This is a genomic window from Nonomuraea mesophila (assembly GCF_004352805.1).
Classification (GTDB): Bacteria; Actinomycetota; Actinomycetes; order Streptosporangiales; family Streptosporangiaceae; genus Nonomuraea; species Nonomuraea longispora.
In genome coordinates, this window is record NZ_SMLD01000132.1 from 1 (window position 1) to 25,877 (window position 25,877).

At 70.0% G+C, this 25,877-nt stretch carries 23 protein-coding genes; 14 read left to right on the forward strand and 9 right to left on the reverse strand.

What is annotated here, in order from left to right; translation table 11 throughout:
- The 8 genes from E1295_RS35155 to E1295_RS35190 form a co-directional block, all read left to right on the forward strand.
- The coding region (locus E1295_RS35155) for an HsdM family class I SAM-dependent methyltransferase (RefSeq protein WP_132637392.1) at positions 1–1,514 on the forward strand (1,514 nt) is incomplete at its 5' end.
- A gap of 57 nt (positions 1,515–1,571) precedes the next feature.
- A complete protein-coding gene (locus tag E1295_RS35160; protein ID WP_132637394.1) occupies positions 1,572–2,462 on the forward strand; it encodes a serine/threonine-protein kinase in 891 nt (296 codons plus the stop codon).
- Between the two features lie 170 nt (positions 2,463–2,632).
- Positions 2,633–3,928 (forward strand): ABC transporter substrate-binding protein, encoded by a 1,296-nt coding sequence (locus E1295_RS35165; protein ID WP_132637396.1) that lies wholly within the window; start codon positions 2,633–2,635, stop codon positions 3,926–3,928.
- Positions 3,925–4,887 carry a carbohydrate ABC transporter permease gene (locus E1295_RS35170; protein ID WP_132637398.1) on the forward strand — a complete coding sequence of 321 codons (963 nt, stop codon included), beginning with the start codon at positions 3,925–3,927 and terminating at the stop codon, positions 4,885–4,887. The genes E1295_RS35165 and E1295_RS35170 overlap by 4 nt, the downstream gene beginning before the upstream one ends.
- Positions 4,884–5,687 (forward strand): carbohydrate ABC transporter permease, encoded by an 804-nt coding sequence (locus tag E1295_RS35175; RefSeq protein ID WP_132637400.1) that lies wholly within the window; start codon positions 4,884–4,886, stop codon positions 5,685–5,687. The genes E1295_RS35170 and E1295_RS35175 overlap by 4 nt, the downstream gene beginning before the upstream one ends.
- Complete coding sequence (locus E1295_RS35180) at positions 5,684–7,054, forward strand: GH1 family beta-glucosidase (protein WP_132637402.1); 1,371 nt, start codon at positions 5,684–5,686, stop codon at positions 7,052–7,054. Before E1295_RS35175 ends, E1295_RS35180 begins: the two co-directional genes overlap by 4 nt.
- Positions 7,055–7,089: 35 nt before the next feature.
- Entirely contained in the window at positions 7,090–8,085 is a 996-nt protein-coding gene (locus E1295_RS35185) for a LacI family DNA-binding transcriptional regulator (RefSeq protein WP_132637404.1), read from the forward strand.
- Positions 8,086–8,163: 78 nt separating this feature from the next.
- The gene (locus E1295_RS35190; RefSeq protein WP_166427559.1) at positions 8,164–9,456 is read left to right on the forward strand and encodes a phospholipase D-like domain-containing protein; all 1,293 of its coding nucleotides are present in this window, start codon (positions 8,164–8,166) and stop codon (positions 9,454–9,456) included.
- Here E1295_RS35190 and E1295_RS35195 read toward each other — a convergent pair.
- Positions 9,453–9,977: a carboxymuconolactone decarboxylase family protein gene (locus E1295_RS35195; RefSeq protein ID WP_132637408.1), complete on the reverse strand. Its 525-nt coding sequence runs from the start codon at positions 9,975–9,977 to the stop codon at positions 9,453–9,455. The two genes, E1295_RS35190 and E1295_RS35195, sit on opposite strands and share 4 nt — an antisense overlap.
- Before the next feature lie 83 nt (positions 9,978–10,060).
- On the opposite strand from E1295_RS35195, the gene E1295_RS35200 reads away from it, so the two are divergent.
- Positions 10,061–11,527 carry a nitrilase-related carbon-nitrogen hydrolase gene (locus E1295_RS35200; RefSeq protein WP_132637410.1) on the forward strand — a complete coding sequence of 489 codons (1,467 nt, stop codon included), beginning with the start codon at positions 10,061–10,063 and terminating at the stop codon, positions 11,525–11,527.
- Positions 11,528–11,531: 4 nt separating this feature from the next.
- On the opposite strand, the gene E1295_RS35205 is transcribed toward E1295_RS35200, so the two are convergent.
- The 5 genes from E1295_RS35205 to E1295_RS35225 all read right to left on the reverse strand — a co-directional run bounded on the left by E1295_RS35205 (position 11,532) and on the right by E1295_RS35225 (position 17,311).
- Positions 11,532–13,046, reverse strand: coding sequence for a glycoside hydrolase family 13 protein (locus E1295_RS35205; RefSeq protein WP_132637412.1), 1,515 nt, complete (start codon positions 13,044–13,046; stop codon positions 11,532–11,534).
- Positions 13,047–13,050: 4 nt separating this feature from the next.
- Positions 13,051–13,986: a carbohydrate ABC transporter permease gene (locus tag E1295_RS35210; protein WP_246080730.1), complete on the reverse strand. Its 936-nt coding sequence runs from the start codon at positions 13,984–13,986 to the stop codon at positions 13,051–13,053.
- On the reverse strand, positions 13,983–14,849 hold the full coding sequence (locus E1295_RS35215; RefSeq protein ID WP_132637414.1) for a carbohydrate ABC transporter permease: 867 nt from the start codon (positions 14,847–14,849) through the stop codon (positions 13,983–13,985). The genes E1295_RS35210 and E1295_RS35215 overlap by 4 nt, the downstream gene beginning before the upstream one ends.
- Positions 14,850–14,853: 4 nt before the next feature.
- A complete protein-coding gene (locus E1295_RS35220; protein WP_246080732.1) occupies positions 14,854–16,170 on the reverse strand; it encodes an ABC transporter substrate-binding protein in 1,317 nt (438 codons plus the stop codon).
- A gap of 142 nt (positions 16,171–16,312) precedes the next feature.
- Complete coding sequence (locus E1295_RS35225) at positions 16,313–17,311, reverse strand: LacI family DNA-binding transcriptional regulator (RefSeq protein ID WP_132637418.1); 999 nt, start codon at positions 17,309–17,311, stop codon at positions 16,313–16,315.
- Between the two features lie 239 nt (positions 17,312–17,550).
- Here E1295_RS35225 and E1295_RS35230 point away from each other — a divergent pair, with 239 nt between their 5' ends.
- Positions 17,551–20,832 carry a galactose-binding domain-containing protein gene (locus tag E1295_RS35230; RefSeq protein ID WP_132637420.1) on the forward strand — a complete coding sequence of 1,094 codons (3,282 nt, stop codon included), beginning with the start codon at positions 17,551–17,553 and terminating at the stop codon, positions 20,830–20,832.
- Positions 20,833–20,838: 6 nt separating this feature from the next.
- Here the strand turns inward: E1295_RS35230 and E1295_RS35235 are convergent, their stop codons facing one another.
- Positions 20,839–21,714 carry a sugar kinase gene (locus tag E1295_RS35235; protein ID WP_132637422.1) on the reverse strand — a complete coding sequence of 292 codons (876 nt, stop codon included), beginning with the start codon at positions 21,712–21,714 and terminating at the stop codon, positions 20,839–20,841.
- Between the two features lie 190 nt (positions 21,715–21,904).
- Here E1295_RS35235 and E1295_RS49170 point away from each other — a divergent pair, with 190 nt between their 5' ends.
- The 3 genes from E1295_RS49170 to E1295_RS35245 all read left to right on the forward strand — a co-directional run bounded on the left by E1295_RS49170 (position 21,905) and on the right by E1295_RS35245 (position 24,208).
- The gene (locus E1295_RS49170) at positions 21,905–22,639 is read left to right on the forward strand and encodes a hypothetical protein (protein ID WP_166427560.1); all 735 of its coding nucleotides are present in this window, start codon (positions 21,905–21,907) and stop codon (positions 22,637–22,639) included.
- A 142-nt stretch (positions 22,640–22,781) separates the two neighbouring features.
- Complete coding sequence (locus E1295_RS35240) at positions 22,782–23,486, forward strand: DUF4344 domain-containing metallopeptidase (RefSeq protein ID WP_166427561.1); 705 nt, start codon at positions 22,782–22,784, stop codon at positions 23,484–23,486.
- A gap of 17 nt (positions 23,487–23,503) precedes the next feature.
- A complete protein-coding gene (locus E1295_RS35245) occupies positions 23,504–24,208 on the forward strand; it encodes a maleylpyruvate isomerase family mycothiol-dependent enzyme (RefSeq protein ID WP_132637426.1) in 705 nt (234 codons plus the stop codon).
- 21 nt (positions 24,209–24,229) lie between these two features.
- Here the strand turns inward: E1295_RS35245 and E1295_RS35250 are convergent, their stop codons facing one another.
- Together E1295_RS35250 and E1295_RS35255 are read right to left on the reverse strand one after the other, a co-directional pair.
- Positions 24,230–24,460 carry a DUF3040 domain-containing protein gene (locus tag E1295_RS35250; protein ID WP_132637428.1) on the reverse strand — a complete coding sequence of 77 codons (231 nt, stop codon included), beginning with the start codon at positions 24,458–24,460 and terminating at the stop codon, positions 24,230–24,232.
- Positions 24,461–24,532: 72 nt separating this feature from the next.
- Positions 24,533–25,291 carry an SDR family NAD(P)-dependent oxidoreductase gene (locus E1295_RS35255; protein ID WP_132637430.1) on the reverse strand — a complete coding sequence of 253 codons (759 nt, stop codon included), beginning with the start codon at positions 25,289–25,291 and terminating at the stop codon, positions 24,533–24,535.
- A gap of 336 nt (positions 25,292–25,627) precedes the next feature.
- On the opposite strand from E1295_RS35255, the gene E1295_RS35260 reads away from it, so the two are divergent.
- The coding region (locus E1295_RS35260) for a helix-turn-helix domain-containing protein (protein ID WP_166427562.1) at positions 25,628–25,877 on the forward strand (250 nt) is incomplete at its 3' end.

Genomic DNA, 25,877 nt, shown 5'->3' on the forward strand with positions numbered 1-25,877 from the left:
GGGTGGTGGGTGGTGGTGAGCCGGACGGGCTCGACCGGGAGCTGGCCGAGTTGATTGTCGAGCTGGCCGAGCAGCACGGCCCGCTGACCGCGTACGAATTCCTGTGTGAGCGTTACCTGGAAGCACACTCCAGGCAGCTCTCCGTCACCCGCGAGGACGTGGCCGAGCTGATGGTCCGGCTCGTCGGCGAGGACGGCGCGACGATCCTCGACCCGGCCTGTGGCGTCGGGACGCTGCTCCTCGCCCCCGCGCGATCGGTGCGCGATCCGGGCGAGCGGCGGATGCCCGCCAGGATCCTGGGCCAGGAGCTGAGCGAGACGTCGGCGGCCATCACCGCCTCCAGGCTGCGGCTGCGCGGCGCCGAGGCCACGATCGTGGCGGGTGACGCGATGCGCCACGACGGGTTCGCCGGGGAGCGGGCCGACGCGGTGGTGTGCGATCCGCCGTTCAACGAACGCGCCTGGGGTTACGAGGAGCTGACCGGCGACCCGCGCTGGGAGCACGGCCTGCCGCCGCGCGGCGAGCCGGAGCTGGCCTGGGTGCAGCACTGTCTCACCCACGTCAGACCGGGTGGCCTGGTCGCCATCCTCATGCCCCCGGCCGCGGCCAGCCGTAAGGCGGGCCGCCGCATCCGCGCCAACCTGCTGCGCGCGGGCGCGCTGCGGGCGGTCGTGGCGCTGCCCGGCTCGGACCTGTGGCTGCTGCGCCGTCCGGCGGCGGGCGAGCGGCCGCCGTCCGACGTGCTGATCCTCGACGCCACGGCCGATCTGTCGCTGGTCGAGCCCGCCTGGCAGGCCTACCTGGAGGACCGTTCCGACCAGACCGTACGCATCATCGACCTGCTGGCCGACGAGGTCGACATGACGCCGGCCCGCCACCAGCGGCGTGACGACGTCGGGCGGGCGTTCGCCGAGGCCCGTGACCGGTTCCTGGCGGCCTCGGCCGTGCCGCCCGATCTGAAGGTCCTGGAGCAGCCGCTCGACCAGCCCGCCACCACGCTGGGCGACCTGATCAAGGAGGGCCTGGTGACCTCCGCGCAGGCACCGCCCAAGATGGCCGCGGACGGCGGCGACATCCCGGTGCTGACCAGCGACGACGTGCTGAACGGCAGCGCGCCGTCCGGCTCCACCAGCACGCAGCAGGGGCTGGTGGCGATCCGTCCCGGCGACGTGGTGGCCTCCTATTCGGCGGTACGGGTGATGGCCGACGACGGCGCGGTGCTGGGGCCCCATCTGACCCTCTACCGCGTGGACGCCCGGCGGCTCGACCCCGACTTCCTGGCCGGCTTCCTGCGGGCGGCCGGGGGCCGGGTCACGACCGGTTCCAGCAGGTTCGACGTGCGCCGCACCCGGCTGCCGCGCCTGTCGCTGAGGGAGCAGAAGGCGTATGGTGCGGCGTTCCGGCAGCTCGCCGTGCTGGAGGACGCCCTGCGGGAAACCGCCGCGCTGGGGCAGACGCTGATCAGGCTGGGCCTCGACGGGCTCGCCGACGGTCACCTGCACCCACAGTCCTGACGGTGTAGTTTTTCCCGGTCGTAATATTTCTCCAGGAAAAGGCTGGGGGGAGGGCGAATGGTCATCGGTGAGCGCTATGAGCTCGACGACCTCCCCCTAGGTCAGGGTGGCATGGGCGCGGTCTACGCGGGCCACGACCGCCATCTTGACCGCCGGGTCGCGGTGAAGCTGCTCAGGCTGCCCAGCGGGCCGGACGAGGAGCTGGAGCGCAGGTTCATCCGCGAGGCGCGCATCCTGGCCAGGCTGCAGCATCCGGGCGCCCCCGTGCTGTACGACTTCGGCACCCACGAGCAGCGGCTCTACCAGGTGATGCAGTTCATCGAGGGCGTCACGGTGGCCGACGTGGTGAGCGAGCACGGCCCACTGCCCGTGCCGTGGGCGGCGGCGATCGCGGCGCAGGCGTGTGCGGTGTTGTCGGCGGCCCACGCGCTGTCGATCTGCCATCGCGACCTCAAGCCGACGAACCTCATGCTCTGCCCCGACGGCAGCGTGAAGGTGCTGGACTTCGGCCTGGCGATGCTCCGCGACGCCGATGTCACCACGTTCACGAGGATCGGCCAGATTCTCGGCACGCCGGCGTACATGGCGCCCGAGCAGATCCAGCACGGCGTCGCCGAGCCGCGCAGCGACCTCTACTCGCTCGGCTGCGTGTTGCACGAGATGCTGGCCGGACGCCAGCTCTTCACCGGCCCCACCGACTACGTGGTCTTCGAGAAGCAGGTCAAGGAGCGTCCGCCGGCCCTTCCCGGGTTGCCGGGCGACCTGGGCGCGCTGCTGGCACAGTTGCTGGAGAAGAAACCGGACGCCCGGCCCGCGAACGCCGAGGAGCTCTACGAGCGGCTTGATCCGTTCGCCGTCGGGCTCCCCATGTTGCCCGGCTTCCTGACCAGGGCGCCGAGCCCCGGCCGGATGTACGCCCGCATGGCCGGCCGCGCGCTCGACGGCTGAGCACTCCCGACCCCCACCCCGGCGCGGACCGTCCGGCACCGGCCGTGAGAACGCTCTCTTCATAACGCCGATTGTTATGCACCGACCGTTGACAGGGCCGTACAAACGCCTGGAATCTCTTGAGAGAGCGCTCTCTCCACCCCCCAAGATCGCACCCAGGAGGGTTTTCCATGACGCCTCGTATCCGGCGGCTCGGCCTGTCGTTGCTCACCGCGTCCGCGCTCACCCTGGCGGCGGCGTGCGGCGGCGGTGGCGGGGACTCCGCCACAGAGGCCGGCGCCGCCCCCGGCGAGAAGATCAAGCTGACCGTCGACCTCTTCGGGGACTTCGGCTTCAAGCCTCTCTACGAGGAGTACAAGAAGAGCCATCCCGACATCGAGATCGTCGAGAACGTCACGCAGTTCAACGACCATCACAACAACCTGGTCAAGCGGCTGGCCACGAACTCGGGCGCGGGCGACGTCACAGCCGTCGAGGTCGGCTACATCAGCACGTTCACCGCGCAGCCGGCCAAGTTCACCGACCTCAAGCAGTTCGGGCTCGACAAGCGGCAGGCCGACTACCTCGACTGGAAGTGGCAGCAGGGCCTGAGCAAGGACGGCGCGCAGGTCCTCGGGCTCGGCACCGACGTGGGCGGCCTGGCCATGTGCTACCGCAAGGACCTGTTCGAGAAGGCGGGCCTGCCGAGCGAGCGCGACAAGGTGGCGGCGCTCTGGCCGACGTGGGAGGAGTACATCGCGACCGGCAAGAAGTTCACCGCGGCGAACGTGGCCGGCGCGAAGTTCGTCGACTCCCCCGGTGAGATCTTCCGCGCCATGGTCAACCAGGCCCCCGTCGGCCTGTACGACGCCCAGGACCAGATCATCGTGGACTCCAACCCCGACGTGAAGAAGGCCTGGGACCTGTCGAACCAGCTCACCCAGGAGGGCCTGACCGCCAAGCTGGCGGCCTTCTCCCCGCCGTGGAACACCGGCTTCGCCAAGGGTTCGTTCGCCACGATCATCTGCCCGGCCTGGATGACGGGCTTCATCCAGGAGCAGGCCCAGGACGCCTCCGGCAAGTGGGACATCGCGGCCGTGCCCGGCGGCTCAGGCAACAGCGGCGGCTCGCACCTGATGGTGCCGAAGCAGAGCAAGCACCCGAAGGAGGCGGCCGAGCTGATCGACTTCCTCACCTCCAAGGAGAACCAGGCCAAGGTCTTCAAGGAGGAGGGCACGTTCCCGTCGATCCCGGAGCTGTACGACGACCCGGAGATCCAGAACTTCACCAAGCCGTTCTTCGGCGACGCCCCCATCGGCAAGATCTACTCCGACGCCGCCAAGGCGCTCAAGCCGCAGCACCTCGGCCCCAAGGAGGCCGACGTCCGGGTCGCCATCGGCAACGGGCTCGGCCGGGTGGAGCAGGGCAAGCAGACGCCGGACCAGGCGTGGGCCCAGGTGCTCGAGGACGTCAAGAAGATCAAATGAGCACTCTTCCCCTCGCGGTCACGCGACGGCGCGGGCAGGGCATGCGGCACACCCTCGACGTGAGGGTGTCGCCGTACGCCTACGTGGCGCCGTTCTTCCTGCTGTTCTGCGCTTTCGGGTTGTTCCCGCTCGTCTACACGGCCTGGGTGAGCCTGCACGAGTGGACGTTGCTCTCGGAGACCCAGACGTTCGTCGGGCTGGACAACTTCACGACACTGCTCGCCGACGACTACTTCTGGAACGCCACGTTCAACACGCTGTCCATCGGCGTGTTGTCGACCGTGCCGCAGCTCGCGCTGGCCATCTGGCTGGCGCACCTGCTCAACCGGCGGCTGCGGCTCCAGACGTTGTTCCGGGTCTCGCTGCTGCTGCCCAACGTCACCAGCGTGGTGGCGGTGGTGGTGATCTTCAGCCAGCTCTTCGGCCGTGACTTCGGCATGATCAACTGGGTCCTGTCGTGGTTCGGGGTCGGCAGCATCGACTGGGCGGCGGGCACCGCGAGCTCGCACGTCGCACTCTCGGTGATGATCATGTGGCGCTGGACCGGCTACAACGCGCTGATCTTCCTGGCCGCCATGCAGGCCGTGCCGCGCGAGCTGTACGAGGCCGCCACCCTCGACGGGGCGGGCAACTTCACGCAGCTGCGCAGGATCACCATCCCGATGATCCGCCCGACCATGATCTTCGTGGTCATCGTCTCCACGATCGGGGCCATGCAGATCATCGCCGAGCCCATGTTGTTCGGCCAGAGCAGCGGCGGCGGGGGCGGCATCGCCACCGGCGGGCCCGACCGGCAGTTCCAGACCCTGGCGCTGTTCGTCTACGAGCAGGGCTTCGCGAACTCGACGTTCGACTTCGGCTACGCCTCGGCCGCGTCCTGGCTGATGTTCCTGGCCGTGGTGATCGTGGCGGGCGTCAACTTCCTCATCACCCGCAGGGCGAAAGGAGGGCTGGTGTGAGGCTGCGCTATCTGACCCTGACGGCGGTCGCCTTCTTCTCGGCGTTCCCGCTCTACTACAGCGTCGTGGTGGCCTCCCGGCACAACTCGGCGCTGGCCGAGGTGCCGCCGCCGCTGCTGCCCGGCGGCAACTTCTTCGCCAACGTCGCCCGGGTCTTCGACACCGTGCCCTTCGGGCTCGCGCTGCTCAACTCGCTCATCGTGGCCGGATCGATCTCGGTCGCGGTGATGTTCTTCTCGACGCTGGCCGGATTCGCCTTCGCCAAGCTGAAGTTCCGGGGCAAGAACGCCATGCTGGTCATCACCGTGGCGACCATGATGGTCCCGGCGCAGCTCGGCATCATCCCGCTCTACATGCTCATGGTGAAGCTGGAGTGGACCGGCACCAACTACGCGCTGATCGTGCCGGCGCTGGTCAACGCGTTCGGCGTGTTCTTCATGACGCAGTACCTCTCGCGCGCCCTGCCCACCGAGCTGCTGGAGGCCGGGCGGGTGGACGGGTGCTCGACGTGGGGGCTGTTCTGGCACGTCGTGCTGCCGGCGGCCCGGCCCGCGGCGGCCGTGCTCGGCATGCTGACGTTCATGTCGGCCTGGAACGACTATTTCTGGCCGCTGGTCGTGCTGAGCCCGGACAACCCGACGGTCCAGGTGGCCCTGTCGACGCTGGCCAGCGGATACGTCAACGACTACGTGCTGGGCCTGGCGGGAACGGCGATCGGCACTCTGCCGCTCGTTGCCGTCTTCGCCCTGTTCGGCAAGCACATCATCGGCGGAATCATGCAAGGAGCTGTTAAGGGATGATTTTTCCCGAGAACTTCGTCTGGGGCGCCGCCACGGCCTCGTACCAGATCGAGGGGGCGGTCAAGGAGGACGGACGGGGGCAGTCGATCTGGGACACCTTCTCCCACGCCCCCGGGAACGTGGCGGACGGCGACACCGGCGACGTGGCGTGCGACCACTACCACCGCTACCGGGACGACATCGGGCTGATGCGCGAGCTGCGGCTGGCGGCCTACCGGTTCTCCATCGCCTGGCCGCGCATCCAGCCCGACGGCGCGGGACCGATCAACCCGCGCGGGCTCGCGTTCTACGACAAGCTCGTCGATGAGCTACTGGCCGCCGGAATCTCGCCGTACGTCACGCTGTATCACTGGGACCTCCCCCAAGCCCTCGAAGAACGCGGCGGCTGGACCCACCGCGACACGGCCCACCGGTTCGCCGACTACGCGCAGGCCGTGCACGACCGGCTCGGCGACCGCGTGGACGACTGGGCCACCCTCAACGAGCCGTGGGTCGCGGCGTTCCTCGGCTACGGCAACGGGGTGCACGCCCCCGGCCGCCGCCGGCCGGCCGACGCCCTGCGCGCCGCGCACCACCTGCTGCTCGGTCACGGGCTGGCCGCCAGGCGGCTGCGCGAGGGCGGGGCGCGGAGCATCATGCTGGTGGTCAACTCGGCGCCCGTGCTCACCCCCGCCCAGGTCAACGACCCCTCCGCGGTGCCGGGCGAGGCGGACGCGGCCGTCGCCCACCGCATCCACACGCTGCTGACCCGGCAGTTCCTGGATCCGGCGGTGTACGGGACGTACCCCCAGGAGGTGCTGGACGCGGCGGCCCGCAACGGCGGGACCGGCCACATCCAGGACGGCGACCTCGCGCTCATCAACGCGCCGATCGACCTGGTGGGCATCAACTACTACAACCCGTGCGTGGTCGAGGCGGGCCCGGGGCTGCCCGCCGAAGCCGCGTGGCCGGGTTCGGAGGACGTCAGGTTCGCGGCGGCCGACGCGCCGACGACCGCGATGGGCTGGCCCATCGTGCCCGACGGCCTGTCCAGGCTGCTCGTACGCCTCTCGCAGGACTACCCGCGGGTCGGCCTGATGGTCACGGAGAACGGCGCGGCCTTCGACGACGTCGTGGAGGACGGGCGCGTGCACGACGACGAGCGGGTGGCGTACCTGGACGGGCATCTGCGCGAGGTGCACCGGGCCATCGAGGCGGGCGCGGACCTGCGCGGCTATCTGGTCTGGTCGCTGCTCGACAACTTCGAGTGGGCGGAGGGTTACCGGCGGCGTTTCGGCATCGTCCATGTGGACTACGCGACACAAACCAGGACGCTCAAGGACAGTGCCCTCTGGTATCGGGACGTGATCAGCCGAAACGGCCTGTAGATTTTTTCCATGCTCTCCCTCCTGCCGGTCCTGTCATGAGACGTCCGACGCTGGAAGCGGTCGCCGCCCGCGCGGGCGTGTCGCGCGCCACCGCTTCCCGGGTCGTCAACGGGCAGACGACGGTCGCGCCGCACATCCGCGACGCCGTGCTGCGCGCGATCGACGAGCTGGGCTACGTCCCCAACTCCGCCGCGCGCAGCCTCGTCACCCAGCGCACCGACTCGATCGCCCTGGTCGTCAGCGAGCCGGGCACCCGGGTCTTCTCCGAGGACCCGATGTTCTCCACGGCGATCAGGTCGGCCTCCATGGAGCTGGAGGCGGTCAACAAGCAGGTCGTGCTCATGATGGCCTCCTCGGCCAAGAGCCACGCGCGGGTGGAGCACTACATCTCGGGCGGCCACGTCGACGGCGTCATGCTGATCTCCATGCACGGCGCCGACCCGCTGCCGTCGGCCCTGTCACGGTTGCGCGTCCCCGTGGTCTCCTACGGCCGGCCCGCGGTCCCCGTGGAGATCCCCTACGTCGACAACGACAACATCGGGGGCGCGGAGGCCGGGGTGCGGCACCTGGTGGAGACGGGCCGGCGCAGGATCGCCACGATCGCCGGCCCGCAGGACATGATCGGCGGTCAGGACCGCCTGACCGGCTACCGCAACGTGCTGCGCGACTCCGACCACCGCTCGATCGTGGCCGTCGGCGACTTCACGCGCGAGTCGGGGGCGGTGGCGATGCGCCAGCTTCTGCGCGACGATCCCGAGCTCGACGCCGTGTTCGTGGCCAACGACCTGATGGCGGTCGGCGCGCTGCAGTCGTTGCGCCAGGCCGGCCGGCGGGTGCCCGACGACGTCGCCGTGGTGGGCTTCGACGACATCGAGGCGGCGAAATACACCGAGCCGCCGCTGACCACGCTCCGCCATCCGGTCGCCGAGCAGGCGGCGGCCATGGTCGGGCTGCTGCTCGACCTCTTCGAGGGCAGGGCGAGCGAGCCGGTGATCCTGCCCACCGAGCTGGTGGTCCGCGAGTCGGCCTGACCGCGGTCTTGACAGCTTCAGACCCTGCCACGACAGTCGATCTCGACGATCATGCCCCACCCTCCGAAGGGGACCCCCATGACCACGAGATCCGTCAGCCGCCGCGCCGCGGTGGCGTTATGCCTGGCAGCCTCGCTCCTGGCCACCGGACACCCGGCCGATGCCGACCCCGTGCGGCCGACGGCGGTCACCGGGCCGCCCGTCCTGAACGCGCCCGTCTTCAACGATCCCACCGCCGACTCGGGTGTGCCCGGCACGCCGAGCGCCGCGCAGTCGGCCGTCATGGACCAGCTGATCAGGCTGATCCAGGCGGTGCAGCCCGGCGGCGACATCCGGTTCGTGATGCACCAGTTCTCCGCCGGCCAGCGGTCGAGCGAGGTGGCGAACGCGCTGGTCGCCGCCCACGAGCGCGGCGTGCGGGTGAAGGTCATCCTCGACAGCCGCGAGGACGCCTCCAACGACGCCGTCGAGGCCCAGCTCACCGCCGCGCTCGGCACCTCGGAGAGCGCCGGCTCGTGGGTGGTGGGCTGCGAATATCCCGACCCGGCCGCCGAGAACCGCGGCTGCATCGCGCGTAACTACCAGCACAACAAGTTCGCGCTCTTCTCCAACGTGCTGGTCGGCGGCACCGTGCATCCCAAGGTCGGCTTCCAGACGTCGTCGAACCTGTCCGACTGGTACCTGTACAACTCCTACAACGACGCCTACACCTTCACCGACGCCACGGTCTATGACGGCTACCTGACCTACTTCAACGACCTGCGCGCGGGCCGGCGTACGTCGGTCAATCCCAACTATTTCTGGACCACCCCGACCGGCACTCCCATCCGGGCGATGTTCTTCCCCCGCCGGGTGACGTCCGGCGACCCCGTGGTCAACATCCTGCGGCTGGTCGAGTGCTCGTACAAGACCCCCGACGGCGTCAAACACCAGACCGACATCCGCATGGCGCTCACGGCCTTCAACAAGAACCGCAAGGCCATCGCCAACGAGTTGCTGCGGCTCAGGGGCGAGAACTGCTGGATCGACATCGTCTTCTACGAGAACGCCGGCAACGTCATGGAGAACGTCGACAGCGAGATCCGGAAGATCCTCGGCACCACGGCGTCCAACAACAAGAAGATGCAGGTCACGCCCTGCCGGTTCACCGTCGGCTCGCGCAGCGTGGTGCCGCACACCAAGCTCATGCTGCTGGACGGCTTCTACCACGACGACATCACGCCCCGCGTCTACACCGGGAGCGCGAACTTCACGTATCTGGAGAACGCCGACGACGCCTGGCTGCGGCTCTCCGGCCGCGACCTGCACGACCGGTATGAGGCCTGGTTCAAGAGCATCCGTGGAGCCTGCGGCGGCCCGCCGCCCAGTTAGACACGGAAGACGCGGAGCTGGAGCGCGAGCGTCGTGTAGTAGCCGACCAGGGTGGTCAGCTCGAACACCACGCTCTCCTCCAGCTTCGCGTATTCGTCGTCGTCGAGATCGCCTCTGGCCACGAGGGCGCGGGTGACGTCGAGCACCGCCTGCTCGTCCTCGGGCAGTGACAGGGGCGAGCCGTCGCGCAGCGCCTGGAGCTGGTCGTCGCCGAAGCCGAGGCCGCGGGCGATCGGCTCGTGGGCGGCCCGCTCGAACGCGCTGTCGTGGTGGCCGGCGACGACCAGGATCGCCAGCTCCCGCGCCCGGTCGGTGAGCGCCGAACGGTAGCGGACGGCCGCCCCGAGCGCCTGCAGCGCGTCGCCGACCGGCGGGCTCAGCAACATCGCGTTGAACGGGCCCGTCAGCCCGCCCTCGGGATCCACCATGAACGTGCCGCGCGGGCCGGCGGTGATCTTGTCGTAGAGGGCGCGGGCGTGCGGCGCCAGGTCGTGCGGGGGCGTTCTGCGCAGGCGGGCCATCAGGCGATGGTAACGGCCGGACTGTGTTGACACCGTATACCTCGCTGTTTACGGTGTATACACGCCGTCGAACGGGGAGCTTCATGGCATCACGACTCAGAGTGCCTGCCGCACTGGCGGCCTCGGCGCTGCTGTTCTTCTTCGGCACCGGCTTCGCGCCGATCCCGGGCCTCAGCTGGCTGGCGCCGCTGCCGGTGCTGCTGCTGGCGCCACGGGTGAGCGCGAGGGTGGCCTTCTGCACCGCCTTCCTGGCGTATCTGCTGGGCCTCGGCGGCCAGTTCGAGTTCTTCCTGAAGACGCCGTCGGTGCCACTGCCCATCGGGATCGCCATCGTCGTCGGCTCCTCCCTGCTGTTCGGGCTGGTGGCCTGGCTGTTCCGCGCGCTCCTCCTGCGCGGGCTGCCGCTGCTGGCCGCGAGCGCGCCGCCCGCCGTGTGGGTGGCCTTCATGTACGTGACCGTGCTCGCCAACCCGACGGGCATCGTCTGGCCGCTGGCCACCTCCGTGGCCGACGTGCCCGTCGTGATCCAGATCGCCTCGGTGACGGGCGCGTGGGGCCTGGGGTTCGTCCTGCTCATGGTGCCGGCCGCCATCGCGGCGGTGACCTGGCCTGGAGCGCTGCCGGCGGCCCGGCTGCGCACCGGTGCCGCGGGGATGGCGGTGTGCGCCGTCGTGCTCGGCTTCGGGGCGCTGCGCCTGGCCGACGCGGGCGAACCCGCCGTGCAGCGGGTGGCGGTCATGTCGGCGAGCCGCTTCCAGTGGGCCCCTGACGCGGCCGGTCCGGGAGGCCAGGCCCTGATCAAGGACTACGCGCGGCAGATCGCCGCGCTGCCGGAGGGCACGATGGCCGTGCTGCCTGAGGGCGCCGTGGGCACCGACGAGGACAGCCTGGCCGGCGCGCTGCGGCCGCTGCGCGCGGTCGCCCGCGAGCGGGGCGTCGACGTGGTGATCGGGATCGTGCACACGACCCCGGAGATCAAGTACAACTACTCCGTGCACCTGCCGGCCGACGGATCCGCGCCGGTCTCCTACACGAAGTGGCACTTCGCCCCGGGGGCGCCCTTCCGCCGCGGCGACACGCTGGTCTTCGCGCACGGTCACGGGCACGACGTGGGCCTGGCCAACTGCATGGACCTCAACTTCCCGACGCCGATCCGCGACTACGCCCTGGCGGGGGCGCGCCTGCTGGCGACGCCGGCCGCCGACGAGTTCGGCAACGGCCGCCAGCACAGCCGCAACGCGCTGCTGCGCGGCGTGGAGAGCGGGGTCTCGGTGGCGTGGGCGGCGCAGCAGGGCACGCCGATGATCTCCGACCCGTGGGGGCGCGTGCTCGCCGAGACCGACACCGAGAGCAGCAGCCCGTTCGTCATGGCCGCCGCCGGCGTGCCCGAAGGGCCGGGCACCACCGTCTACGCCCGCTTCGGCGACTGGTTCGCCTGGTTGTGCCTGCTGCTCGCGGCGGCCGGCGGGGCGCGGCTCCTCCGGCGCGGGCGATCGGCACCCGAGCCGGCCGTGACCCGCCGGGCCGCCCACACCGTGGGCAGCGTCTGAGCGGTCAGCTCGCGGTCAGCCAGACCGTGGTGTCCGGGGGCAGCGCGCCGTCGTCCAGCGGCCCGCTGGCCAGGACGACCTCGCCGGCGGGCATGGGCACCAGGCCGGGGCCCAGGTTGGTGACGCAGGTCAGGCCCGACTCCCGGGTGAAGGCCAGCACCTTCTCCCCCAGCGGCAGCCAGGTCATGGTGCCGTCGCCCAGCCGGTCACGCCGGATGGCCAGGGCCGTCCTGTAGAGGGTGAGCATCGACCCCAGATCCGTACGCTGAGCCTCGGCGGTGAGCTTGCGCCAGCTCTCCGGCTGCGGCAACCACGACGGGCCGGCGCCGAAGCCGAACGGCGGCTCGTCGCCCGACCAGGGCAGCGGCACCCGGCAGCCGTCGCGGCCCGGGTTGGCGCCGCCCGACCTGGCGAACATCGGGTCCTGGCGCAGCTCGTCCGGGAGGTCCTCCACCTCCGGCAGGCCCAGCTCGTCGCCCTGGTAGACGTAGACCGAGCCAGGCAGCGCCATCGACAGCAGCGCCGCCGCCCGCGCCCGCCGGCGGCCCAGCTCGGGGTCCGACGGGGTGCCGTGCAGGCGCCCGCCGTGCTCGAACGCGGTGTCGGCGCGGCCGTAGCGGGTGACGGGCCTCGTCACGTCGTGGTTGGACAACACCCACGTGGGCGGGGCGCCGATCGGGGTGTGGGTGGACAACGTCAGGTCGATGACCCGGCGCAGTTCGGCGGGGTTCCACGGGCAGGACAGGAAGTCGAAGTTGAAGGCCGTGTGCAACTCGTCGGGGCGCAGGTAGCGGGCGAACCGCTCCTGGTCGGGCAGCCAGACCTCGCCGATCAGGACGCGCTCGCCGTACTCGTCGGCGACCTCACGCCACCGGCGGTAGACGTCGTGGACCGCGTCGAGGTCCTCGTAGCCGGTGTCCGACTTGTACAGCAGGGCCGCCGAGTCGATGCGGAAGCCGTCGACGCCGCGCTCGAACCAGAACCGCAGCACGTCCTCGAACTCCTGGTGCACCTCCGGGTTGGCCCAGTTGAAGTCGGGCTGCTCGGCGGCGAACAGGTGGAGGTACCACTGCCCGTCGGGCACCTGGGTCCAGGCGGGGCCGCCGAAGATGGACCGCCAGTCGTTCACCGGCTGGTCGGCGAACCAGAACCGGTCCCTGGCCGCCGGATTCGCCAGCGCCTCCTTGAACCAGGCGCTCTCCGTCGAGCTGTGGTTGGGCACCACGTCGATGATGACCCTGATGTCCAGCTCGTGCGCCTCGGCGATGAAGCGCTCCGCCTCGGCGAGCGTGCCGAAGACCGGCTCGATGCCGCGGTAGTCGGCCACGTCGTAGCCGCCGTCGGCCATCGGCGACGGATACCACGGGTTCAGCCAGAGGGCGTCGATCCCCAGGTCCTTCAGGTACGGCAGGCGGGCGCGCAGACCGGCGAGGTCGCCCACACCGTCACCGTTGCCGTCGGCGAAGCTACGCAGGTAGACCTGGTAGATCGCGGCCCCCCGCCACCACGTTTGCGACATGCGCTCATCCCTTGATGCTTCCGGCGGTGAGTCCCGCCATGATGTGCCGTTGGAAGATGAAGAAAACGATGATCATGGGGATGCCGGCGATGACCAGGCCGCCCATGACTTGGTTCTGCGTCACCGCTCCCGCCGTCTGCGACAGGCCCACGCTGATGGTCATCTTCTCGCTGTCGGTCATGACCAGCAGCGGCAGGACGAAGTCCTTGAACGCGGTGACGATCGTGAAGATGGAGACCACTCCGAGGATCGGCCTGGAGACCGGCAGCACGACCGACCACAACACCCGCGCGGGGCCGGCGCCGTCGATCTGCGCCGCCTCGATGAGCTCGCGGGGGATGGAGTCGAAGAAGCGTTTGAGCAGGAAGATGTTGAAGCCGTTGGCGGCCGCGGGGAACCACAGGCCCCACGGGTTGTTGAGCAGCCCCAGGTCCACGATCGTGACGTAGAGCGGGATGAGGATCACCATCGGCGGGATCATCAGCGTGGCCAGCATGGCGCCGAGGATGACGTTGCCGAACACCGGCCGCAGCTTCGACAGCGCGTACGCGGCCGTGACGTCCACCGCCATGGAGAACAGCCACGCGCCCAGCGCGTAGTAGACGGTGTTGGCCAGCAGCGTGCCGATGTCGAACAGGTCCCACGCCTCGACGAACGCGTCGGCCGTCGGGTCGGCGGGGAAGAGCGACGGCGGCATCTCGGCGATCTCCTCCGGCGTCTTCATCGCGCCGGTGACCATCCAGTAGAGCGGGAAGACGAAGGCCAGGGTGAACAGCACGATGACCGCGGCCAGCACCAGCCAGTAGATCCGCCGCCCCCACCTGCCGTTGAGCTGGTGCGGCGAGACGATCGTGCGGAACTGCACGTGGATGGGCCGGGGCGTGCGGGCCCTGCCGGGCCTGCGCCGCGCGCCCGCGCGGACGTCCGTGGCGGAGGTCATGCCGCGTCCTCCCTGGTCGTCCTGAGCTGGAAGGCCGCGAAGACGAGCAGGGCCAGCATGAGCATCATGCCGAGCGCGCCCGCCTGGCCGTAGTTCATCTGCGAGAACGCGAACTGGTACATCAGATACGCCACCGACACCGTGGCGTTCTCCGGCCCGCCGCCGGTCAGCATGTACGGCTCGATGAACACCTGCATGGTGGCCACGATCTGCAACATGAGCATGAGCAGGAGGATGAGCCGGGTCTGCGGGATGGTGACGTGCCTGATGCGCTTGAGGATGCCGGCGCCGTCGAGCTCGGCGGCCTCGTACAGCTCGGGTGGGATGTTCTGCAGGGCGGCGAGGTAGATCAGCGTCGCGCTGCCCATGTTCATCCACGTCGAGACCAGCACCAGCGAGATCAGCGCCGTGGACGAGCTGTCGAGCCAGGCCAGCGGCGGCAGGCCGACGGCGCCGAGCAGCTGGTTGAACAGCCCGGGGCCCGGATCGTAGAACCACCGGAACAGCAGCACCGCCACGATCGGCGGCAGCATGACCGGCAGGTAGACGACGAAGCGCAGGTAGGCGCGGGCGTGGCGTAGCTCGTTCAGCACGAGCGCGACGACGAACGGCACGGCGTAGCCGCACAGCAGCGCGAGGAACGTGAACTCCACGGTGTTCAGCCAGGCCTGGCCGAAGGCGGGGTCCTGGAAGGCCGCCGTGAAGTTGTCCAGGCCCACCCATTCGGGCGGGTTGATCAGGTCGGTCTTCTGGAAGCTCAGCACGAACTCCCTGACCATCGGATACCAGGCGAACACCGCGAAGCAGGCCAGCGCCGCGCACAGGAACCCGTAGGCCGTCAGATTGCGCCTCACGATTCCCATAGGGTCAGCCCTTGGCCGCCAGCAGGGCGTTCGCCTTGGTCTCCGCGTCGGCCAGGAGCTGGTCGATGCTCGCGTCCTCGCGGCTCAGCACGCCCGACATGGGCACGTCGAGGATGGCGTACAGCTCCTGCGCGTGCACCGGCTCGGCCTTCGGCGGGATGGTGGCGGCGGCCCGCGCGTACGGCTCGTAGTTCTCGACCGGCAGCGAGGCGTGCTTCACGCGGTCGGCCTGGATCGCCTTGCCGGTGGGCGAGTCGCCGTAGACGTCGTTGTCGGGCACGCCGACGGGGTTGCCGAGGGCCTTGCCGCGGGCGAAGTCGAAGCGGCCCTTGCCGACGGTGTTGAAGCGGAAGTCGAGCCAGGCGAGCCCGGCCTCGGCCTCCTCGGGGGTGGCCTTCGGGTTGATCATGAACGCCTCGCCGCCGCTGAGCGACGCCTTGGCCTCGGGGAAGCCGGTGATGCCGTAGTCGGCGACGTTGCCCTTGAACTTGTTGACCACGTCGGTGACCACGTCGGGCGCGCCGAGCATCATGCCGACCTTGCCGCTGCCCATCGCCATCATCAGCGACTCCCAGCCGACCAGGAGCTTGTTGCCCATGCTGTCGTCCACCCAGCGCATGTCGTGCAGGGTCTGCAGCACGGCCTTGCCCTCGGGCGAGTTGAAGGCGGCCTTGGTGTCGTCGGGGGTCAGGATGCTGCCGCCGCGGCCGTAGATCGCCTGGGTGAAGTGCCAGCCTCCGGTGTTGCCGCCGGAGTATTCGCCGTAGCCGACGTAGCCCTGGCCGAGGGCGGCGATCTTCTTGGCCGCCTCGCGGACCTCGGCCCACGTGGCGGGCGGCCTGTTCGGGTCCAGCCCGGCCTTGGTGAACAGGGCGCGGTTGTAGACGAGGCCGACGCCGTAGTGCACGTTCGGCACGCCGTACACCTTGCCGTCCTTGGTGACCAGCTCGCGGACGTCGGGGCGCAGGTCGTCCCAGTTCTTGATCGTGCTGGTGTACGGGGTGATGTCGAGCGCCTGGCCCTTGCCGATGACGTCGGCGTAGTTGGTCACCGGCACGACGAAGACGGTCTCCATCTGGCCACCCGCCAGCTTGGGGCCGAACGTCTTGGGGTCGAAGCACGGCTGCTGGTCCGTGCTCTTGACCGTCACCCCGGGATGGTTCTTCATGAACGTGGCCACGTCGTCATCCCAGGCCTTGCGCTCCTTCGGAGCGGACTTGGCGGGCTGGCAGGCCACCGTGATCGTCACGGCCTCGGCGCCGCCGGCGGAAGGAGAGTCGGGCTCGCCGGAGCCGCACGCCGTGGCCGCTAGCCCGATCACGGTTACGAGCAGGAGTCCCGTGGATCTCTGCATGGTCTGACCCTTCTGATGCGAGGTGCCCACACCATAGGATCGTGAACCGAAGTCCGCAATATTTCGACGGTCTATTGCAAGATAACGACTACGTCACGAGCGGCCGCCGTCAACGGCGAGCCGCCGGGACGCGGGCCGTGGAGGCCCTGACCACCAGCTCGGGCTCGAACAGCAGCTCGTCGGCCGGCACCGCCGCCTTGTCGATCTGCGCCACCAGCAGGTCGACCGCGGCCCTGCCCATGGCGTCGATCGGCTGGCGGACCGTCGTCAGCGGCGGCTCTGTGCAGTTCATCAGCGCGGAGTCGTCGAAGCCGATGACCGAGACGTCCGCCGGCACGGACAGCCCGGCGCGGCGGGCCGCCCTGATGGTGCCGAGCGCGAGCAGGTCGCTGGCGCAGACCACGCCGGTGACGCCGCGCCTGACCAGCCTGGCCGCCGCCGCGTGCCCGCCCTCCAGCGAGAACATCGTGTGCTCGACCAGGTCGGGGTCGCAGCCCTCCGACAGGAACGTCTCCAGCTTGCGCCGCGACGGCATGTGGTCCTTCGGCCCGAGCACCATGCCGATCCGCTCGTGGCCGAGCGCGCGCAGGTGGGCCACGGCCATCTCGGCGGCCACCGCGTCGTCGCAGGACACCTGCGGGAAGTCGAGCCGCGCCACGGCCGCGTTCACCAGCACGGCCGGCAGCCTGCGCTCGTGCAGCAGCTCATAGTGGCCGTGCGCGGCGTCGGCCTGGGCGTAGAGCCCGCCCGCGAAGACCACGCCGCTGACCTGCTGCTGGAGCAGCAGATCGACGTAGTCGGCCTCGGAGACGCCGCCGACCGTGCGCGTGCACAACACCGAGGTGAACCCCTGCTGGGCCAGGGCGCCGCCGACCACCTCCGCGAAGGCGGGGAAGATGGGGTTCTGCAGCTCGGGGAGCACCAGGCCGACCAGCCGGGCCCGGTCGCCGCGCAGCTGGGTGGGACGTTCGTAGCCGAGCACGTCGAGGGCGGTGAGCACCGCCTCTCGGGTCGCGTCGGACACCCCCGGCTTGCCGTTGAGCACGCGGCTCACGGTCGCCTCGCTCACCCCGACCTTCTTGGCCACCTCTGCGAGTCGTCGTGTCATGCGCAAACTATACGACCTGCGACGCAAGCGCTTGCAACGGCTTACGTGAATGCGACGCCAGCGCTTGCGCGGTGTGCACACCCGCCTTCGTCAGTCCGCTCCGGTCCTGAGCAGCGGACGAGGGTCGCACAGCCACCGCACGAGCCAGTCAAATCCTTGCGAAATCTCGTCGTAATATTGCGGTCACCTGCTCGGCATCCTATGGTTCGGCCATCCGCCTGATCCGAAGGGCCACCCCCATGAGAGCTCTCATCGCCGCCCTCACGTTACTCACCGGACTCCTCGCCGCCCCCGCGCACGCCGCGGCCGACACCGACCTCGCCGCCGGGAGGACCGCCACGGCCGGCAGCCACACCGACGTCCACCGCGCCGCCAACGCGACCGACGGCGACCAGGCCACCTACTGGGAGTCGGCCAACGACGCCTTCCCCCAGTGGATCCAGGTCGACCTCGGCGCCGCCGCCGACGTCAGCAGGCTCGTGCTCAAGCTGCCCGCCGGCTGGCCCCGCCGCACCCAGACGCTGACCGTCCAGGGCAGCTCCGACGGCACGGCCTTCACCACGCTCGCCGGCTCGGCCACGTACACCTTCGCGCCCACCGCGACGATCACGCTCACCGACGCCACGACCCGCCACGTCCGGCTGCTGTTCACCGCCAACACCGGCTGGCCGGCCGGGCAGCTGTCCGAGTTCGAGGTCTGGGGCAGCCGGCCCGGCGGTCCGGGCGATCCGGGCGGTCCGGGCGACGGCGTCAACCTCGCCCTCGGCAGGCCCGTCGAGGGCTCTCCCCACACCCACACGTACGTCGCCGCGAACGCCAACGACGACGACCTGAGCACGTACTGGGAGAGCGCCGCCCACCCCGGCACGCTCACCGTGCGGCTCGGCACCGACACCGACCTCAGCTCCGTCACGGTCAAGCTGAACCCCGACCGGATCTGGGCGAGGCGTACGCAGGCCGTCCAGGTCCTCGGCCGCGCGCAGGGCGCCACCGGCTTCACCGGCCTCGTCCCTGAGACCACGTACACCTTCGACCCGGCCACCGGCAACACCGTCACCATCCCGGTGACCGGCAGGGCCGCCGACGTCCGGCTGCGGATCACCGCCAACTCCGGCGCGCCGGGCGGCCAGATCGCCGAGTTCCAGATCTTCGGCACACCCGCGCCCAACCCCGACCTGACCGTGTCGGGCCTGACCTCCTCGCCCGCCGCGCCGGCCGAGACCGACGAGGTCACGCTCTCGGCCACGGTCAGGAACGCCGGCACCGAACGCTCCGCCGCCACCACGCTCACCTTCTACGTGGGCGACGACAAGGCCGGCAGCGCCGACGTGGCCTCGCTCGCGGCGGGGGCGTCGGCCACCGTGTCCGCGGACATCGGCACGCGCCCGGCCGGCACCCACGAGCTGTCCGCCAAGGTGGACGAGGACGGCGAGGTCACCGAGCAGGACGAGACCAACAACGCCACGACCGGCACGCTGACCGTGAAGGCCGCCGACACGGCCGACCTGGTCGCCTCCCCCGTCGCCTGGACGCCGGGCAACCCCGCGGCGGGCGACACCGTGACGTTCACCGTGGCGATCAGGAACCAGGGCACGATCGCCTCCGGCGGCGGCTCCCACGGCATCACGCTCACCGTCACCGACGACTCCGGCGACGTCGTCAGGACCCTGACCGGCTCGGCGACCGGCACGATCGCCCCCGGCGCCACCACCGCTCCGGTCCGGCTGGGCACGTGGACGGCGGCGAACGGCAGGTACTCCGTCAAGACCGTGCTCGCCGCCGACTCCGAGGAACTGCCGGTCCGGCGCGACAACAACACCAGCACGCTGCCGCTGTTCGCCGGCCGCGGCGCGAACATGCCGTACGACACCTATGAGGCCGAGGACGCCGTGCTCGGCGGCGGCGCCACCCGCGCCGGCCCGAGCAGGGAGATCGGCACGATCGCCGGCGAGGCGTCGGGGCGGCGCGCGGTGACGCTCGACCGGACGGGCGCCTACGTCGAGTTCACCACGAAGGCGCCGGCCAACACCCTCGTCACCCGCTTCTCCATCCCCGACGCGCCGGGCGGCGGCGGCATCGACTCCACGCTCAACGTCTACGTCGACGGCGCCTTCCACAAGGCCATCGCCCTGACCTCCCGCTACGCCTGGCTCTACGGCCCCGAGGCGAGCCCGGGCAACGACCCAGGCTCGGGCCCGCCCAGGCACATCTACGACGAGGCGAACCTGATGCTCGACACCACCGTGCCGGCGGGCAGCAGGATCAGGCTGCAGAAGGACGCGGCCAACGGCTCGACGTACGCGATCGACTTCGTGGACCTCGAGCGGGTGGCCCCCGTCGCCAACCCCGACCCCGGCGCGTACGCCGTGCCGGCCGGCTTCTCCCACCAGGACGTGCAGAACGCGCTCGACAAGGCCCGCATGGACGCCGGCCTGACCGGCGTCTACCTGCCCGCGGGCGACTACCGCACGACGGGCAAGTTCCAGGTGTACGGCAAGGCGGTCAAGATCGTCGGCGCCGGGCCGTGGTACACCAGGTTCCACGCGCCCTCGGGGCAGTCCAACACCGACGTCGGCTTCCGGGCCGACGCCACGGCCAACGGCTCGACGTTCGCGAACTTCGCCTACTTCGGCAACTACACCTCGCGCATCGACGGCCCCGGCAAGGTGTTCGACTTCACGAACGTCGCGGACATGACGATCGACAACCTCTGGGTCGAGCACCAGATCTGCATGTACTGGGGCTCCAACACCGATGACATGACGATCAGGAACTCGCGCATCCGCAACGTGTTCGCCGACGGCCTGAACATGACCAACGGCAGCACCGGCAACCACGTCACCAACGTGGAGACCAGGTCCACGGGCGACGACAGTTTCGCGCTGTTCTCGGCGATCGACAACAACGCGGGCGAGCAGCACGGCAACGTCTACGAGAACCTGACCTCGCGGCTCACCTGGCGGGCCGCGGGCGTGGCCGTCTACGGCGGCTACGGCAACACGTTCAGGAACATCCACGTGGCCGACACGCTGGTGTACTCGGGCGTCACGATCAGCTCGCTGGACTTCGGCATCCCGATGCACGGGTTCGGCGCCGACCCGCCCACGGTCTTCGAGGACATCTCGCTGGTCAGGGCCGGCGGGCACTTCTGGGGGCAGCAGACGTTCCCGGCGATGTGGCTGTTCTCCTCCTCCAAGAAGTTCCAGGGCATCCGGATCCGCAACCTGGACATCGTGGACCCGACCTACAGCGGGATCATGTTCCAGACCGGCTACCAGGGCTCCGCGCCGCTCAACCCGATCGAGGACACGGTCTTCACGAACGTGTCCATCAGCGGGGCGAAGAAGAGCGGCGACGCCTTCGACGCCAAGTCGGGCTTCGGCATCTGGGTGAACGAGATGCCCGAACCCGGCCAGGGCCCCGCGGTGGGGTCGGCCACGTTCGAGGGCCTGCGGTTCTCCGGCAACGCCCAGGACGTCAGGAACACGACCTCGACCTTCACCCTGAACATCGATCCGTGACGCGCCTCAGGTGAGGTCCGACCTGGTGGGCAGGCCCTGCCAGTCGCTCGCGCTGGTCACCGCGGCGGCGCTCAGCAGCGCCCCGCGGTGCAGGCGCTCCTGGGGGATGAGCCCGTCGAGCGCGGCACTGATGTAGCCGGCCGTGAAGGCCTCCCCCGCCCCGGACGTGTCCACGACGGGCACCTGCCAGCCGGGCACGTCGTAGCGCATCCGGTCGGCCCGTACGCTCGCGCCCTTCGCCCCGCGGTCCACCACGACCTCGCGCTCGGGCGTGAGCGCGGGTTTGACCAGGTCGAGCTCGTCCTGGCGGAGGAAGAGCAGGTGTGAGCGGCAGGCCAGCTCGCCGAGCACCTCCTCGGCCTCGCGCACGGACGCCCACAGTTCGGGCACGTACTCGACGGCGAAGGAGATCATCACCTCGGCGTTCCTGGCGGCGTTCACGGCGACCCGTACCGCCTCGCGCGCGTCCCGGCCGAGTCCCGCCGTCAGGCCGGTGACGTGGAGCATCTTCGCCGCGGCGATCCGGTCGATGGGCACGTTGCCCGGCGCCAGCCGCGAGCCCGCCGAGCCGGCGCGGTACTGCGTCGCCCTCGGCTCGCGGCCGATGCGCGTCTCCCTGAGGATCAGGCCCGTGCGCAGGCCCTCGGACACGCGCATGTCCCGCACGTCCACGCCCTCGCCCTTGAGCACGGTGAGCGCTCTGGCGCCCAGCTCGTCGTCGCCGACCTTGCCGAGGTACGCGGACCGGTGGCCGAGCCGGGCCAGCGCGACCGCAAGGGTGAACTCGGGTCCGCAGACGTCCAGCCTGGCCTCGCTCTCGTGGCGCACGCGGCCGCTGGAGACGACGCCCAGCGGCTCGCCCAGGGTGTAGACGTCGGTCATGTGCCACGACTGTAGTCGCTCAAGTCACCCAAACGGTCTTTTTTCCCGCATAAGCGCAGGTTAAAGCGTGATCAAAAATTTTCTTGAAACTTGGGCCAACCTTTTCCCGAGCGGGTGCCTCTAAGCAGTAGAGGAGCCGGCGCCCCGGGCCGGTTCTGAAGTCAATACGGGGAGAGGAATCAGCACCCTCATGAAGAAGATCGCAGCAGGACTCATTTCCGCCGTCGCCGGCGGCACCATGCTCGTGTCCGGCGCGGGTGTGGCCTCGGCCACCACCACGCACGACACGTACCTTAAGATCCGCGACATCTCGCCGAACCCCGTCGTGGTCAAGGGCAACGCCGAGACCAAGGCGTTCTTCGACGTCGGCGCCAGCCGGCGCGTCGAGAAGGTCGTGCTCAGCGTCGAGCCGGCCAGCCCCAAGTTCCGCACCATGCGGACCAAGGGCGTCGACCGGGTCCAGGGCTGGCGCTACGCCATCGCCTTCAACCAGAACGACCCCGAGGGCAAGTGGAAGGCCACGGCCGTCGCCTACAACAGGCACGGCAGGAAGGTCGCCACCGACTCCGCGTACTTCTACGTGGACATCCGCAAGGGCCGGGCCGACACCCGGATCAGCCGGTTCAAGGCGTCCCCGTACAAGGTGCGCAAGGGCCGGTCGGTCTACTTCTCCGGCCGCCTCCAGGTCGATGACCACCGCTGGGAGGGCGTCCGCGGCGAGCGGGTCAGCATCTACCACCGCGCGAGCGGTTCCAGCGCCTGGAAGTGGGTCGACTCGGCCAGGACCGGCCGTGACGGCAAGTTCTACGGCAAGGCTCGCGCCTACCGCAGCGGCAGCTACAAGGCCGTCTACCGCGGTGACCGCAGGCTCGAGCCGTCCACGAGCCGCACGGACTACGTGCGGGTCTACGGCTGGCGTCGCTAGTCTCACCATCGCAGGCCCGGTCCCCTCTGCGGGGGGCCGGGCCTGCGGCTTTCCGGATTCGTTCACGTTCCGAGGTTTATCGATCACTCGAATGTCGCATGGACTACCCCATTGCGTTGATCGACCTCGAAGGAGCCGCCGGATGCCGCATCCCGTGATCGCCCTCGTCCTGAGCATGACGAGCACGTTCGGGACGGCACCTTCAGCCGAGGTGTCCGTACGCTACGAGTCCCCCGGCTCGCCGCGTGCCGAACAGGCCAGGAAGCTGCTGAAGGACAGCGACGCGCTGAAGACCAGGATCAAGGTGCCCCAGCCCGTCAAGGTCGTCGCCAAGGACTGCGGCTCCCCCAAGGCCCTCTGGAATCACGCGGAGCGCCGCATCACGATCTGCTACCAGCTCGTCGACCAGGTCCGCACGACCATGAAGGGCATCGCGGAGACCGAGGAGGTCGGCTCCGGTGCCGCGGCCGCCCGCATGGACGGCGCGCTCAGCATGATCTTCCACCACCAGCTCGGCCACGCCCTGACCACGCTCAACGGCATGCGCGACAGCGAGGGCCAGGCCGACCAGTTCGCGGCGCTCACGCTCGCCGCCGACGCGCCCAAGCGCGTGGTGTCCGCCGCCGAGGCCCGCCACCTGCTGGCCGGGCACACCGGCGTCGACCACCTGTCGGGCCTGACCCAGTCGGCCACCTTCGCCTGCCTGCTGTACGGCTCCGACCCCGTCAGGCACGCCGAGATCGCCAAGGGCGGCTGGGTCCCCGCCGCGCGGGCGCCCTCCTGCGCCGACGAGTACACCAGGGTCAAGGCGGCCCTCGGGTCCATGGCGGTGAAAGCGGGCGGCTGAGGGGTAGCGTCCCGGGTATGGCTGACGACCTGCTCAAGGGCTGGGACCCGTTCGACATCTTCGACGTCGAGGCGGCCCGGCTCGACCGGTTCTTCTCGGGGCTCGACGAGGCCGGCTGGTCGCGCCCGTCGCGCTGCTCGGGCTGGTCCGTCCGCGACGTGCTGGGCCACCTGGCGGGCGAGGAGCTGTACAACCACGCCTGCCTCGACGGAACCGTCCAGGACCTGCTGACCCGGTTGTCGGCGGAAGGGATCGGCGGGTACAACGACTTCAACGAGTGGTCCGTACGCCGACGCAGGGGCCTGCCCGTCGAAGAGGTCCTTCAGGAGTGGCGGGTCAAGAACGGCGAGACGCGCAGGCGCATGCGGGAGCTCGGCCCGCAGGCCATGCTCGACACGATGGCCGGCCCCTACCCCAACAGGCTGCAGGCCTTCCACTACGACTCCGAGTACGCCACCCACGCCGACGACGTCGGCGCCCCCGTGCCCGAAGGGGAGGCCGAGGGCAGGACGGCGTGGCGGGTCGCGGTCGGGCGGTTCGTACTGGCCGAGCAGGGCGCCGAGGTGGAGGTCGAGCCCGCGGGCGAGCAGATCCGGGCGTCCGTGGACGGGGCAGTCGCGACGTTGTCGCGCGCGCAGTTCGTCGAGGCCACGGTGGGCCGGCTGCCCGCCTCCAGCGGCACGGACCCGCGCGTCGTCGCGGCGCTGAGGTGCCTGGCCTGAGCGCGGAGAGGCGGCGCCCCCTCAGGTCGTCAACACGGCGATCAGCAGGCACACGATCACGAGCGTGACCGCGACGTAGATCACCCACGCGCGGGGCGCCCGCCCGCGCAGGCCACGCGCCCCTGGACGGGCCCCGCGCGCCCATTCGGTCTCGTCGATCTCGGCGACGCGCCTGACCAGCTCGGGGTCGTCCTGCTCAAGGGCACGCTCGATCTCGGCGAGGATACGGCGCTCCCTCGGGGAAAGACTCATCGCGCTCACCTCACACCGGTGACCACCTTTTACCCGCCGTGGCAGCGGACATGCCGTCGCTTCGAGGGCTGACTACCGTGCCTCCGGGTCGAGCCCGAGCACCGTGCGCCCGCCGTCCACCGGGATCGTGGCCCCGTTGACGAAGGAGGCGTCGTCCGACAGCAGATGGGCCACGACGGAGGCCACCTCGGCGGGCGCCGCCACGCGGCCCAGCGGGTGCAGCGTGGCCAGTTGTCCCTCGACGTCCGCCGCGCTCTCCGGGGCCTGCGCGGCCATGAACGCCTCGTACCGTTCGGTGGCCACCGTGCCGGGAGCGACGGCGTTGACCCTGATGCCGTGCCTGCCGTACTCCACCGCCAGCGACCTGGTCAGCCCCTCCGTGGCGGCCTTCGCGGTCGCGTACGGCAGGCCGCCCGGGACCGCCCTGGTGGCCTGGTGGGAGGTGACGTTGACGATGGCGCCCGGGGTGCCGGCATCGAGGAAGTGGCGCACGGCCGTGGCGCAGCCGACCACGGCCAGGTCCAGGTTGGCCGCGATCAGCGCCCTGACCTCGGCGATCGGGGCGGAGTGCACCGAGGCGTCCCTGAACAGGGCGGCGTTGTTGACCCAGCCGCGCAGCGTGCCCGACTCCTGGGCGAGGTCGGCGGCCCAGGCGGCGACCTCCTCGTCCGCCGCGTCGCCGATCACGGGGATCACCCGAGGTCCCGCCCAGTCCAGGGCGGCGGAGTCGTGTTCGACGGCGACCACGGTGTTCCGGTCGCCGAGCAGCCGTTCGACCACCGCCTTGCCGATGCCGCGTCCGCCGCCGGTCACCACATAGGAATGTCCCATGACACAACGCTATTAGCCGTACACATATATAAGACAATGCAATTCCGTACGGCGTGATCCTTATCACGAGTTGTTGTCATATGAACGGGAACAGTAATCAAGTGATCGCTCAATACAGCCCTTCCGTACGGCTCATGGGAGCACTCGCGATCACCCAGACCGCCGGGTACGGCGTGCTTTATCGGACACCTCCGAGGAGACCCCCGCCTTCAGTTCAGGCGGGGGAGGAATCGGTCTCCTGCGGAGCAGGGCAGGGTGAGGCGATTCGCCGTCAGGCGGACCGCCGTATCGAACACACACACGATTGCTAGCTGATCGTGCGGTAGGATGTGAGGCGTGGCGCAGATCGTGAAGCGGGCCTACAAGTACCGCTTCTACCCGACCCCCGAGCAGGCCGAAGAGCTTGCCCGGACGTTCGGCTGCGTCCGCCTCGTCTACAACGAAGCCCTGGAAGAACGGACCCGCGCCTACACGCTGCAAGGCCGTCGCGTCTCCTACGTGGAGTCCTCCGCGCGCCTGACGGCGTGGAAGCGCAGCGGAGAATACGACTTCCTGTTCGAGGTGTCGTCGGTCCCTCTTCAGCAGG